This is a genomic window from Flaviramulus sp. (assembly GCF_982512915.1).
Map to the genome: position 1 here is coordinate 1 of NZ_CEWOCJ010000007.1, position 12,497 is coordinate 12,497.

Genomic DNA, 12,497 nt, shown 5'->3' on the forward strand with positions numbered 1-12,497 from the left:
TTAAATTTCGTCTTTCTTTTAATATCATTTCACATCTTAAAAATTTGACATTTACAAGAGGTAAGTTATTTAATCATTCATTTATAAATTATTAAAACGAATAACAAACTTTCCAATACAATTACTAATTCGTCTAGAGATTTTTAATTATAAACTTTTTTTTACCGTCATGCCTCATATTTTAGCTTACTGTAAAATTGGACTTGCAACAAAAAGTCGGACAAATTTTCTAAGACCTATGCCACATTCTTCATTTGATAAAATTCTAATTCCATCTCTTTAGGTGTTTTGTATCCCAAAGACGAGTGCAATCGTTTTCTGTTATACCAGACCTCTATATATTCAAAGACTTTAGATTTAGCTTCCTCGATAGTTTTAAAGTTATGATGATAAATTAATTCAACTTTAAGTGTTTTAAAGAAACTCTCTGCTACAGCATTATCCCAACAATTCGCTTTTCTACTCATGCTTTGGGTAATTAAAGTATTCTTATTAATCCATTTTCTAAATTCTATAGAAGAATATTGTATGCCTCTGTGTGAATGAAAAAGTAAAGATTCGGATATTTCTCTTTTTGATACTGCCATTTTCCAAGCTGGAATAATAGTTTGATTGGTATATAACCTTGAGCTTAATGACCATCCAATTACTTGCCTGTCATATAAATCAATAATGGTAGTAAGGTATAGCCAACCTGTAACTGTTTTTATATAGGTTAAATCTGATACCCAAACTTCATTTAGTCTATTTGCTGTAAAGTTTCTATTTAAATGATTTCTACAAAGTAGGATATGGATGATTAGAATCTGTAGTAACTTTAAACCGCTTTTTAAGTTTACTCCTCCAACCATTGATACGCATCAGTTTAGCAACTCTCTTTTTTGATATATGATGACCTTTCCTTTTTAGTTGTTCAGCTATTCTAGGGCTACCATAAGTTTGATTGCTTAAATCAAAAATCTCTTTTATTAAATTTGTAAACAGACTGTTTTCTATAGCTCGATTTGATGGTCCATAACTGAACCATCTATAATAACTACTTCGACTTACTTTTAAAACTTTACACATCTTTTCAATAGGATACATATGTTTATAGCTTACTATAAATTGATAGACTTCCCATAGCTCTTGGAAAAGATGTGAACGGCTTTTTTTAATATTTCAAGTTCTAATTCTTTTTCCTTAAGGGCTTTTCGCAATCGTTTTAATTCTATAGAATCAGTCTCTTGTTTTATAGTAGCCTTTGGAGAAGCTTTTGTTTTTTGACCTGCTCCCCACTTATAAATCCGTTGCACCTGAACTCCTAGCTCATCTGCTAATTCTTTAATGTTTTCTCGCTGATAACTTAATCGTACTGCTTCTGATTTAAACTCAGTACTGTAAACTCGTTTTTTCATTATTCTAAGATATTTGTTTTTATTTAAACAGTCTTAAAATTTCTGTCCGAGTAAATGTAGTAACTCCAACCAAATCATAGTGACCAACATTAAACAAATTGCACTTCAAAAGTGTTAACAAAAAATCAAACTTATTAACCATTAAAAATCCAAATTAATATAGATTAAAATAAAACAATCTAAATTAAAATAAATGCACAAATACCTATAATCCAGTATTTTAAAATATAAAAAAACTTAAATATATTAGTTGAAAATTTATATATTATGTTACGTAGAATAGACCCTTACACAGGTGAAGTTTTTTATCCAAAAAGAAATAACCAATACTTCGCTAATAGACAAAACCAAATTGCCTATAACAATCAAAAAGCAAAAGAAATTAGAGATTTGATGGCTAAAATTGATAATCATATCCGCAATAATTGGAAAATCTTAGTAGATGCGCTTGAAGAAAACAAATTCTTAATAAGAAATAAAGATTATTTATTAGGTTGTGGTTATAATTTTAACTTCTTTCATTTTACTAAAATCATTAAAAATGAATATTACTTTGGCATATATAACTATGGCATTACTTTATTAGATAACGGATTATATAAAATCATTAAACTTGAAGGCGATGAATGAATACTTAGAAATAGAAGATATCATAAAACTATCAAAGACTAATATCAATACTCAAATAGATATGTATTCAAACCAAGATACAATCCAAATTGAAAAAACTAAAAGTAAATTAACCCAAATTAACATAGGTTTATTTGTAATTATTTTAATAGTTGGAGGCATCTTATTTTATAATTACAATATAAAAAAAGAAGAAGTAAATAAGCCAATTTAAACTGTTTTAAAGTAAATTAATTTAGATTAATTTACTTTAAAACAGTTTAACATATAAAGGTATTATCTAATAAAATGTGTGAGTTTATAAATCTCAAGTTAAAAATTAATCTGATATTTTTTATTTATTAATTTTAAATTTTACCTACTTCTGAAACCATAAGACATTTTAAAGGAAGATTTTTTAAAGCAACTAAAATATATTTTGGAAATGAAAAAATAATCCCCCACTATTCTTTTAATTTCTCTGGGTTTTTCCATATGAAATTATTAAAAGATACTATTGCTGATATAATATCTACTCAATTAGCAACCTAACATATAAAAAGGTTTTTTTTCCTTGGCGGTGCAAGGCTAGCTTATTTAGGTTTAATTTAAAATAGGCATTCACCTAATATTACAGATTCTAAAACGACCGGCTTTTGAACTAAAATGTCATTAATCTAATTAGCATTATTCTTAATTACTTTACTATTTTACTGTGTGGTGATTATAACTAATTTGTTTAGCCAAACGGATTTTTTCATTTAACCCTAATTAACTTAAAGTATTTGAGCGCCACATTTGTTTTTGATAGCCCGAATCTATATTTTAAAAAATGTATCCCATACAGTTTTATCGTAAATGGGGAATTAGGAATTAGCAAATTAGCTTTTGGTACCCCCCTATACTTTATCTTTATTATTGATAATTCTAAAAAAACTGATTTTTTGACCGTTGATACTTTTGGTGAAAAACTCTATACTTAAATCCTTATGAATCATGTATTTTCTCAGATAATTACTAAAGGTTCTTTGAGTGAATGTATTATTACCGTCTTCGTATAATTCTTTATATTCTTCATATAATTCTTTGGTATTGTACTCCTCATTTGGCTTAAATTCTTTGCTTTTAGCCCAGCCAAGAAATTCTTCTCCTATTATTTGCCTTAACCGATTTTCAACCATATTAATGGATGGGGCCGGAATTAGACCTTTATCTAAGTACAATTGTATGCAATCTATCATATACCAGTAAAACCTATTATATTCGTTATCATCCCACTCATCTGTAAAAAACCGACAGCCATGTTCTTCAACGATGGGTTCTTCGACTCCTGAACCTATTTTACGTGAATAATAATCAGATAACTCAATAATAAATTGACGCCGTTTTCTTGTTGAGCCAACACAATCCAATATAATATTTGAGCATATCAAGATTTTAGGACTGTCTTGAGCAAGTATAAAAAAAGAATCTTTGAACTTCTGTTCTAAATTAAATCCGTCAGTTGAAAGGGAATTAAATCGATCGATATCCATTTCCTTGCTTACGTCATCAATCCATAATACTTTAGTAGCTCTATCTACATCTTGAAAGTCAAAACGACTATTACCTTTAAATTTTTTTCCATCGATTTTTACTGTATTTCTTATCATAGCGATTGCATTCGATATAAGTCCCTTTCCTGTGCCTCCCTGAGGAATATTTACATCGGTTATCGATTCGTCATACAATAAGACCATTTGCCCTCCAGAACTCCTTTGAAAAGAGTGCATTAAATACCCTAAACCACTTCTAAGTGATCGTATTCTTTTACGATCCTTATTACAAACATTTTCAATAAATTTTGAAAAATGGCAACTTGAAGAATCTCTTTGCTTAATTTGACGATTAATTATATTTTTTTTCCATATTAAACCATCTACAGTGATACTATATGGTATTCTAACAACTTTTTTAGCCTTAATTTCAACTATTCCATTCTCAAAAAATACACATGCTTTTTCTGTTGAATCTTTTTTTATTGGGCTTTCATCTTTGCATAAAAAATCCAAAAAATTATCATTCAATACTGTATTTGTTTGACGATAAAACATTTCTGTTTGTGCCTCCGAAGTAAAACATCCTTCTACACAATCAATCTCAATATTTAACTCCGGTAATTGCGTTAAGTAATCATTAACGAGGTCTTTTATTTCTTTTAAGGAAATTTCAGAAATTATATTAAACTCTTTTCGAACTAGTATAAATGATTGATTTTCTCTTACATGACAAATTCCTAGATGTTCTAGAAGGCTGATAACTCCTTTTTTATATAGTCCCGATAAAAACAAATATTCTTCTCCGCTTTTCTCTTTTTTCTTTATTATAGTGAAAATATCAATCCCAAATTTTGAATTCCCAAGGTCTACCTTTTCTGTGCAAAAATGACCGTCAATTTTTGATACTTCATTGAATGTATTCAGTATGTCTGAAGTTAATAAGTCTTTATTTTCCATTATTTTCTTCCTTTTTTATTCATGAATTTATCTGCTTTAGTTTCAGCTACAGAGGGTCTTCCCTTTTTAATCCACTGGTTTAATTCTTTCCTTGAAAATGTTAATGGCCGGCCAAAAGAAACAACTGGTATTTCAAGTCTTGAAACTTTGGTGTATATCGTTTTTTTTGTGTAACCAGTTAATGCAACCGCTTGATCAACATAAATAATGTCTGATTTATTAATTCCATGCTTTTGTAAATCAGAAGGGTTTAGATTAACCTCACGTGTTAAGGATTTGTTTAGCTTAACAAATTCTCCTACAGTCAGGGTAATCAAGAGTCTTTTATCATTTTCCATAATATTTATATTGGTATTTAATTTGAGTTTTATAAACGCAGATGGAATAAACAAAACAGCCATACATTAACTAGCTTAGAATATTATTCAAAAGATGTAACAACATCTTCATTTTTTGATATTCTTAATAGTAAGAGTTATGCTTTATTCTTTTTTTAAAAACAAGTGATTTGACCGTTTTGGGATAAACGCTACTTTACTGTATTAAAAAATGTGGTTTGCAGTTTTACCCCCCGATACTATGAAATTTTGAATATTGCCGTAAAAAAAAGTGTTTAGTGATTGTTTTCCTGAATATTCTCATCGATCAATCTGACGATATCCTTATGTTTATAAAAAATCCGCTTTCCTACTTTTGAGGTTCTGATATTATAATCCGCTGAGAAGGTTGACATTTTAGTGTCTCCATAATTGAAAAAATCTTGAACAACCTTTTTAGGTATCCAATCTCCAAAAGTTATTGATTTTTTTAGCGTCTGTGTTTCGTTTATTTCCATTTGAATTTATTTTGATTCAAATTTCTAATAAAATACTAACTTGCTGTGGAACAAAAAACTAACTAAGACAAAATCAGCCGCTCTACGCGTTTAATCTTAAATCGCCTTAAAGTTTCATAATTTGATATTGCTTCTTCACTATTGTTTAATAATTCCTTTTCCCTTAAAATAATTTCTAATAAATCATAAAACTCGACTTTAAAATCAGACTCATTAAAGTCTATAGAATTAAGTTCTTTATTAAAATCTACTAAATAATTATATAAATTATGTAAGTCATTTTTATGAGAATATTTTATTTTATGCGTTACAGATGTCAATGGGTTTTTCACAGAAATATCCATTTTATAGCTGGGGATTTCTTTTTTAATTAAATCATTTAATATATGGATATCTTCTATGGCTTCTGTCAAAATTGGAGGAAAACTTTGGCTGTGTAATTGTCTATTCACCTTACGTGCAATAGCTGAAAAATTTATATTAAAATCCAATGCCATTTTTTCCTTAATTACAGATAAACTATACAGCTCATAAAAGCCCCATATGACTTCGTAAGGATATAAATATTTTGATTCTTCATGGTATTGATCTAAAGATTTAAAAAAATATAAATAGGACATAAAAACTTTAGGTGTATATTTTTTTAAACTCAATCTTCTAACAACATCTTTTACCTCATCATCATTATAAAAACATAAAGCAGCTACATACTTATAAATTTCAACATAGCGTTTCAATTCATTAAGTTTCAAATAATCCTCTTCATGTGTATTTAAATGATTGATGATTTGACTTCTCTTCGATTGTAATAAATCAAATATTTTTTCCTTAAACGCTATATTTATGCTTTTGAGCTTTCCCTTCATTTTAATAACTTTTTAAAATGTTTTTGTAATTTCTTTTTGGCACCCTTTAAAATATCATCACTTACATTAAAATAATGACTGTCTATATCATTACTACTGGTATGACCCATTAAGCTTTTAATAACTAAACTTTCTCTGATTCCAGATTCAAAGATAGATTGTCTGAAGAAGCGTCTTGCGGTATAGGTACTAAGTGAAAAATCGATTCCCGTCTTTGCTGCTATAAGCTTTAAGTTTAAATTCATTTTGTCTAAACTACGCTCAGGTAGTATCCTGTCTTCTGGAGTTTTTCCGTCATATTTATCTACGAGTTCCACTATCTGTTTTGTTAAAAATTGCTTCGTCTGTACCTTTGATTTTTTTCTCTTTAACTCTATTAAACCGTTTTTTATATCTTGATATGTTAAATCTGTTGCATCACAGTAACTCAGTCCACTATAACATAAAAATAGAAAAATATCTCTATATACTTCTAAAGTACTATTTTTTGATAAATCTAGTTTGGCTATTTTTACAAAACAATCATTAGCCAAACGAGGCCTATCTGCTTTTTTAAAAGGAACTTTTACACCATTAAAAGGATTAGTTGTAATACGCTCCTCAAATAGTAGTTTATTAAATATGGGCTTGACATTCTTAACAATTGAGTTCACGGATTGGCTATTCATTCCTATTTTTTCTTGCTCAGGAATGGGTGTTTTTAGGTATTCAATGAACATAGAAACATGCAGCTTTTTAAAGTCTTTAATACCTAAAAAATTTAACTTTTTATGCTCTAAAAAGTTACATAGATGATTGATTGATTTTTTGTAATTTCTTTTGGTTCCAGGAGCCTTATCGACATCTGGAAATATAATTTTATCATAAAATTGATTGGCTGCATTTATAACTGAAATACCCTCCTCGTCCTTTTTTCTTGACAGCAGATAGTCAGTAATTTGGTGCGGCGTTACTGTTCCCATTTTAGTTAGGTGGATTCGCAGGTAGTTATGAAATTCATTTTGTATTTCATTAAGCAAAATATTATGTGCTAGCAAATGCTTTTGTTTTGAGCTAAAGCGCTGCAAATCTTCATCCCAGTATTTGATATCCTTGCTACTGATTTTTGTGGTACTAATTTTTCCTTCAGCTTTTTTTCGATTGTGTACAATTCTTAAATACAAAGGATAAGACTTATTGTCCACTATCTGCTTTGGCGTTTTAATGTAAAAATTGGATGTTGTTCCCATAATTTTAAATTTTGTTAAAGATTTAAATTCTTATAAAATGTTTGTGGAACAAAAAATTGACATCACTTCGATTGTCATGAACTTAATTGAAATTAATCTTGCTATCTGTTTCGTCTTTTAGAAGCAGAAATTTTATGTCTTTTCAAAACTTTAACATTTTTGTGAAACATTTTTTCATTTGGTGAAACAATAGTGAAACAAAAATGTGGTTTGAAACGAATTCTAACAAACCCAATTGAAAACAAAAACCCCACAGTTCCTAAGAAACTGTGGGGTAATGAAATTAATTGAAAATGTTTTAGTGACCGCGAAGGGATTCGAACCCCCAACCCTCAGAGCCGAAATCTGATATTCTATCCAATTGAACTACGCAGCCCTTTTTATTAATAACTAACTTAAGATAATTTAGACTTTACTATATTAGATATGGTTTTACCATCTGCTTTACCTGCTAGTTCTTTACTAACCATACCCATTACTTTTCCCATATCTTTCATAGAGTCAGCTCCTGTTTGCTCAATAATAGCGACAACAACTTTCTCTATTTCTTTATCAGTTAATGCCTCTGGCAAAAACTGTGCTATAATATCAGCTTCTGCAATTTCCGAACTTGCTAAATCTTCTCGTCCTTGTTCTATATAAATAGCAGCACTATCTCTGCGTTGTTTTACTTGTTTTTGTAAAATTTTAAGTTCTAGCTCTTCTGATAAGTCTGCTTTTGCACCATCTTCTGTTTGTGATAATAAAATAGCTGATTTTACAGCTCGTAATGCTGTTAATGCTGTTTGATCTTTTGCTTTCATGGCTTCTTTTAAAGCTGTCATAACTGCGTCTTGTAAACTCATCTTTATTTATTTTTTGATACGCGAAGATAAAAAATAGATTCTTGACATTATTAATAAGTAGAGAAACTTTATAAAATAAAAAACCCAAAAAGATGAGGGTTTCTTTTTGGGGTTTAATAACAAAGTATGGTTAAATTAATCTACATTATCATGTAAAAACGAATTATTTGTTCTTAATTGGATATCATCATTATCATCTAATCCTATACTAGTTCTAGACATATCGGTTTCAGAGGAATGCTTAGCATCCTCTAAACTTACACCTTGCCTTTTATAAGCTGGTACTTTTTCTATATCATCAATTTTAGCATTATTGAATTTATAGTTGAAATCTTTCATTTTGCGTCTTCTTTCTTCTGCACGCTCTTTTAGCAAATCAGAAATTGGACTATTCATTGGATCAATTTCATCCAAAACTTCTTGCTCTTCAACAAACTTTTCTATAACTTTTTTCTCAAAAACAACTTCTTGATCATCTATCTCTAGAATACTATTTAAAGCTTCTTGTTTCTTATTCATTGAAGATTCTATTTCTAGATAATCATCAAGCGCATATCTAATATCACCTTCTTTGTTGGTTTCATTTACAGGAATTAACTCAACATAGTCATTTACCGGAATATCTTTTACTTCCTCATCCGTTAATTTATATGAAATAACCTCATTTTCAGTTTCTTCCTTTTTACTGCTTTCGTTAAATGATAAAGGCAAATCAAAAGTTAAGGTTATTTGTTGTTCTTCTTCTACATTATCTGAAACAGAAAGTTTATAATTCTTGTCTTCCATTTCTGAAGACATTCTAGTTACTGGTTTAATTATAAAATCTTCCTCTTCTTCAATATTAGCGTATACTTCATCATACACAACATCAATATTTTTAATTATTTCTGATGTTGGAATTAAATCTATAAGATCTGAAACTGATGTATTTGATTGTTTATTTATATCGGTTTTTTCAATATAATTAGCATCAATCTCTTCAGTATCAAAATCTAAAGTATGCCGTACAAAAGAAGTTTCTGCTTTCTTTTCTAACTCAATGATTGGCGCAATAATTACGGGCTCTTTCTCTTTTTTACTTACTACTTTATCTTCAGTAAGAGAATGTACAACCTTTTTAGTTTCTGTATTCGAAATTTCGTCTTGTTGTTCAACATTAAATCCGGTTGCAATAATTGTTACGGCTATAGACTCTTCTAAAGATTCATCTTCACCAACACCCATAATAATATTTGCACCATGCCCAGCTTCACTTTGAATATGATCGTTAATTTCACCAATCTCATCAATAGTAATTTCATGAGAACCAGAAACAATAAGCAGCAATACATTTTTAGCTCCGGTTATTTTATTATCGTTTAATAATGGTGAATCTAGTGCTTTACGAATAGCATCTTGAGCACGGTTTTTACCTGATGCTAATGCAGAACCCATAATAGCTGTACCACTATTACTTAGTACCGTTTTAGCATCACGCAAATCAATATTTTGAGTATAGTGGTGTGTAATAACTTCGGCTATACCACGAGCAGCAGTAGATAGCACTTCATCAGCTTTTGAAAAACCTGCTTTAAAACCAAGGTTCCCATAAACCTCCCGAAGTTTATTATTATTAATTACAATTAATGAATCTACAACTTCTCGTAAATTTTCTATACCTTTTTGAGATTGTTCAATACGCATTCTACCCTCAAATTGAAACGGCATAGTAACAATCCCAACTGTTAAAATATCTAAATCTTTAGCCATTTTAGCAATAATAGGCGCTGCGCCTGTACCTGTTCCACCACCCATACCTGCGGTAATAAATACCATTTTGGTATTGGAATCTAACATTTGTGCGATATCATCAAAACTTTCTACAGCCGATTGCTCACCTATATCAGGGTTTGCACCAGCTCCTAACCCTTCAGTTAAGTTAAGTCCTAATTGAATTTTGTTTGGTACACCACTATTTTGAAGTGCTTGTGCATCAGTATTACAGATATAAAAATCTACACCTTTAATGCCTTGTTGAAACATGTGATTGATAGCATTGCTACCACCACCGCCAACACCAATAACTTTAATAACATTTGATTGATTTTTAGGTAAATCAAATGCGATGCTTTCGAATTCTTTTTTGCTGCTCATAAATTCTATTTTACTGGGGTTTTATACTTAATATTTTTTTTAATTCTATGGATTATCTTCATATGCCTTTTGGCAATTTTATTCTCGATTTCTTATTCGGCATTATCTAAAAAGTCTTTAACTCTTTCCGTTAACTTGTCTAGAAAAGAACGTCTTTCTTTAGTTGGTTTCTCTTTAATTTCTTCTTCTGAAGGTTTTTCTTCAATATTTTCAACTTCTTTTTGTTGTTCTACTTTTTTTCTTTCATGGCGTTTTAAACCATCTAAAACTAAACCAACGGCTGTTGCATAAAGAGGGCTTGTTATATCATCATCGCTGTCGCCAGCTAAATGCTCATTTGGATAACCTATTCGGGTATCCATACCTGTAATATATTCAACTAATTGTTTTAAATGTTTTAATTGGCTTCCTCCTCCTGTTAAAACGATACCAGCAATTAGCTTTTTCTTTTGTTCTTCGTGACCGTAATTTTTTATTTCAACATAAACCTGTTCTATAATTTCTACAACACGGGCGTGAATTATCTTAGAAAGATTTTTTAAAGTAATTTCTTTAGGCTCACGTCCTCTCAATCCTGGAATGGAAACAATCTCGTTATCTTTATTTTCTCCTGGCCAGGCAGAACCAAATTTAATTTTTAATAATTCGGCTTGTTTTTCTATGATAGAGCAACCTTCTTTAATATCTTCAGTAATCACATTACCTCCAAATGGAATAACTGCAGTATGACGAATGATTCCATCTCTGAAAATTGCTAAATCAGTGGTACCCCCTCCTATATCAATTAAAGCGACTCCAGCTTCTTTTTCTTCTTGACTTAGTACAGCGTTAGCCGAGGCTAGTGGCTCTAGAGTAATACCTTCGAGGTTTAATCCAGAACTTTGAACACATCTACCAATATTTCTTATTGATGACACTTGCCCAACAACGACATGAAAATTAGCCTCCAATCTTCCACCATACATACCTATTGGCTCCTTAATTTCAGCTTGTCCATCAACTTTATATTCTTGAGGTAATACATGTATAATTTCTTCACCAGGTAGCATTACTAATTTATGCACTTGATTAATAAGCCTGTCAATATCATCTTCATCAATAACAGTCTCAGAATTTGAGCGGGTAATATAATCACTGTGTTGTAAGCTACGAATGTGTTGTCCAGCAATACCAACGGTAACATCTTCAATTTTCATATCTGCTGCAACTTCAGCCTCTTGAACTGCTTGTTGAATCGACTGAATAGTTTGTGTAATATTATTTACCACACCACGGTGTACCCCTAAACTTTTAGATTTGCCAATGCCTAAAATTTCGACCTTACCGTATTCGTTTTTACGACCAATCATCGCCACAATTTTTGTGGTTCCTATGTCTAATCCTACTGCTAAATTATGCTCCATGGCTTAAATTTTGGTACATATTACTTGGTTTTCAAACTGTAAATTTACTTTACTGTAATTATTTAATGTTTTCTCTTTTAAGCTTTTCTGATAAAAAGCTTTTAGATTATTTATTTTTTTATCCAAAAAATCTACATCTCCCAGTTTTACTGTAAAATTGTATTGTCTTAATCTTAAATACAGTTTTTCACCTATATCTTGATGTATTTCTATAACATGTTTTTTTAAAAATTCATCATCTTTAATTTTTTGCGCTATTTTATAGGCACTTTTTAAATTATTTTTTTCAACAAAACCAGTAACTAACGGCACCCTGGCTGAATAATTGGGTGACAAAGGCATGTAAAAACCTTCGTCATCAATATAATAAGACGCATTAGTACTTACTCTAGCTATAGGTGTTTTTTGTTCAATTTCGGCATTAAGTGTACCATTTACAGATACATACACTTCAGCATTTTTTACCATTGAATTAGATTTGAGGGCTTTTTCTAACAGACTCAAATCTAAAGTTTCTTTGGGTACATTTTTAACGCTTCCATAATTTTGTATTAACAATTTACTAACAGTCTCGTTAGTTATAAAAAGGTTGTTTTCTCCAATAAATTTAACATTAGGTTTTGATATTTCTCGTTTCGCATTTCTTGCAGAGGCAAATGCGAATAAAAAGACTATCAAGCCTAAT

14 protein-coding genes and 1 tRNA gene are annotated in these 12,497 nt (G+C 30.0%); 2 read left to right on the forward strand and 13 right to left on the reverse strand.

Annotated features, from left to right (window positions below; translation table 11 throughout):
• Window positions 1–236: 236 nt before the first annotated feature.
• The 3 genes from AC1XJX_RS06435 to AC1XJX_RS06445 are packed head-to-tail and all read right to left on the reverse strand — an operon-like array spanning window position 237 to window position 1,397.
• A complete protein-coding gene (locus AC1XJX_RS06435) occupies window positions 237–851 on the reverse strand; it encodes an IS3 family transposase (protein WP_482003149.1) in 615 nt (204 codons plus the stop codon).
• On the reverse strand, window positions 778–1,086 hold the full coding sequence (locus AC1XJX_RS06440) for an IS3 family transposase (protein WP_482003150.1): 309 nt from the start codon (window positions 1,084–1,086) through the stop codon (window positions 778–780). The genes AC1XJX_RS06435 and AC1XJX_RS06440 overlap by 74 nt, the downstream gene beginning before the upstream one ends.
• A gap of 14 nt (window positions 1,087–1,100) precedes the next feature.
• On the reverse strand, window positions 1,101–1,397 hold the full coding sequence (locus AC1XJX_RS06445; protein WP_482003151.1) for a transposase: 297 nt from the start codon (window positions 1,395–1,397) through the stop codon (window positions 1,101–1,103).
• A gap of 267 nt (window positions 1,398–1,664) precedes the next feature.
• Here AC1XJX_RS06445 and AC1XJX_RS06450 point away from each other — a divergent pair, with 267 nt between their 5' ends.
• Both AC1XJX_RS06450 and AC1XJX_RS06455 read left to right on the forward strand, forming a co-directional pair.
• Complete coding sequence (locus tag AC1XJX_RS06450) at window positions 1,665–2,027, forward strand: hypothetical protein (protein ID WP_482003152.1); 363 nt, start codon at window positions 1,665–1,667, stop codon at window positions 2,025–2,027.
• Complete coding sequence (locus AC1XJX_RS06455; RefSeq protein WP_482003153.1) at window positions 2,020–2,241, forward strand: hypothetical protein; 222 nt, start codon at window positions 2,020–2,022, stop codon at window positions 2,239–2,241. Before AC1XJX_RS06450 ends, AC1XJX_RS06455 begins: the two co-directional genes overlap by 8 nt.
• A 664-nt stretch (window positions 2,242–2,905) precedes the next feature.
• Here AC1XJX_RS06455 and AC1XJX_RS06460 read toward each other — a convergent pair.
• The 10 genes from AC1XJX_RS06460 to AC1XJX_RS06505 all read right to left on the reverse strand — a co-directional run bounded on the left by AC1XJX_RS06460 (window position 2,906) and on the right by AC1XJX_RS06505 (window position 12,490).
• Window positions 2,906–4,501 carry a DUF5906 domain-containing protein gene (locus tag AC1XJX_RS06460; RefSeq protein ID WP_482003154.1) on the reverse strand — a complete coding sequence of 532 codons (1,596 nt, stop codon included), beginning with the start codon at window positions 4,499–4,501 and terminating at the stop codon, window positions 2,906–2,908.
• Window positions 4,501–4,902 carry a helix-turn-helix domain-containing protein gene (locus tag AC1XJX_RS06465; RefSeq protein ID WP_482003155.1) on the reverse strand — a complete coding sequence of 134 codons (402 nt, stop codon included), beginning with the start codon at window positions 4,900–4,902 and terminating at the stop codon, window positions 4,501–4,503. The genes AC1XJX_RS06460 and AC1XJX_RS06465 overlap by 1 nt, the downstream gene beginning before the upstream one ends.
• 212 nt (window positions 4,903–5,114) lie before the next feature.
• Window positions 5,115–5,336, reverse strand: a complete 222-nt coding sequence (locus AC1XJX_RS06470; RefSeq protein WP_482003156.1) for a hypothetical protein — start codon at window positions 5,334–5,336, stop codon at window positions 5,115–5,117.
• 62 nt (window positions 5,337–5,398) lie between these two features.
• Window positions 5,399–6,202 carry a hypothetical protein gene (locus AC1XJX_RS06475; RefSeq protein ID WP_482003157.1) on the reverse strand — a complete coding sequence of 268 codons (804 nt, stop codon included), beginning with the start codon at window positions 6,200–6,202 and terminating at the stop codon, window positions 5,399–5,401.
• Window positions 6,199–7,431, reverse strand: a complete 1,233-nt coding sequence (locus AC1XJX_RS06480; RefSeq protein WP_482003158.1) for a tyrosine-type recombinase/integrase — start codon at window positions 7,429–7,431, stop codon at window positions 6,199–6,201. The genes AC1XJX_RS06475 and AC1XJX_RS06480 overlap by 4 nt, the downstream gene beginning before the upstream one ends.
• Window positions 7,432–7,733: 302 nt before the next feature.
• Window positions 7,734–7,807 (reverse strand) — tRNA-Arg (locus tag AC1XJX_RS06485).
• 19 nt (window positions 7,808–7,826) lie between these two features.
• Complete coding sequence (locus tag AC1XJX_RS06490; protein WP_482003159.1) at window positions 7,827–8,276, reverse strand: GatB/YqeY domain-containing protein; 450 nt, start codon at window positions 8,274–8,276, stop codon at window positions 7,827–7,829.
• Window positions 8,277–8,411: 135 nt separating this feature from the next.
• Window positions 8,412–10,409: a cell division protein FtsZ gene (gene ftsZ / locus AC1XJX_RS06495; RefSeq protein ID WP_482003160.1), complete on the reverse strand. Its 1,998-nt coding sequence runs from the start codon at window positions 10,407–10,409 to the stop codon at window positions 8,412–8,414.
• A gap of 92 nt (window positions 10,410–10,501) precedes the next feature.
• Window positions 10,502–11,812 carry a cell division protein FtsA gene (gene ftsA, locus AC1XJX_RS06500; RefSeq protein WP_482003161.1) on the reverse strand — a complete coding sequence of 437 codons (1,311 nt, stop codon included), beginning with the start codon at window positions 11,810–11,812 and terminating at the stop codon, window positions 10,502–10,504.
• A 3-nt stretch (window positions 11,813–11,815) separates the two neighbouring features.
• Window positions 11,816–12,490, reverse strand: a complete 675-nt coding sequence (locus AC1XJX_RS06505) for a cell division protein FtsQ/DivIB (protein WP_482003162.1) — start codon at window positions 12,488–12,490, stop codon at window positions 11,816–11,818.
• Window positions 12,491–12,497: the final 7 nt, after the last annotated feature.

Excerpts from the sequence above, each read along its gene's own strand:
- AC1XJX_RS06435 (WP_482003149.1), bottom strand. The coding sequence starts at position 851 with ATGGTTGGAGGAGTAAACTTAAAAAGCGGTTTAAAGTTACTACAGATT.
- AC1XJX_RS06440 (WP_482003150.1), bottom strand. The coding sequence starts at position 1,086 with ATGTATCCTATTGAAAAGATGTGTAAAGTTTTAAAAGTAAGTCGAAGT.
- AC1XJX_RS06445 (WP_482003151.1), bottom strand. The coding sequence starts at position 1,397 with ATGAAAAAACGAGTTTACAGTACTGAGTTTAAATCAGAAGCAGTACGA.
- AC1XJX_RS06450 (WP_482003152.1), top strand. The coding sequence starts at position 1,665 with ATGTTACGTAGAATAGACCCTTACACAGGTGAAGTTTTTTATCCAAAA.
- AC1XJX_RS06455 (WP_482003153.1), top strand. The coding sequence starts at position 2,020 with ATGAATGAATACTTAGAAATAGAAGATATCATAAAACTATCAAAGACT.
- AC1XJX_RS06460 (WP_482003154.1), bottom strand. The coding sequence starts at position 4,501 with ATGGAAAATAAAGACTTATTAACTTCAGACATACTGAATACATTCAAT.
- AC1XJX_RS06465 (WP_482003155.1), bottom strand. The coding sequence starts at position 4,902 with ATGGCTGTTTTGTTTATTCCATCTGCGTTTATAAAACTCAAATTAAAT.
- AC1XJX_RS06470 (WP_482003156.1), bottom strand. The coding sequence starts at position 5,336 with ATGGAAATAAACGAAACACAGACGCTAAAAAAATCAATAACTTTTGGA.
- AC1XJX_RS06475 (WP_482003157.1), bottom strand. The coding sequence starts at position 6,202 with ATGAAGGGAAAGCTCAAAAGCATAAATATAGCGTTTAAGGAAAAAATA.
- AC1XJX_RS06480 (WP_482003158.1), bottom strand. The coding sequence starts at position 7,431 with ATGGGAACAACATCCAATTTTTACATTAAAACGCCAAAGCAGATAGTG.
- AC1XJX_RS06490 (WP_482003159.1), bottom strand. The coding sequence starts at position 8,276 with ATGAGTTTACAAGACGCAGTTATGACAGCTTTAAAAGAAGCCATGAAA.
- ftsZ (WP_482003160.1), bottom strand. The coding sequence starts at position 10,409 with ATGAGCAGCAAAAAAGAATTCGAAAGCATCGCATTTGATTTACCTAAA.
- ftsA (WP_482003161.1), bottom strand. The coding sequence starts at position 11,812 with ATGGAGCATAATTTAGCAGTAGGATTAGACATAGGAACCACAAAAATT.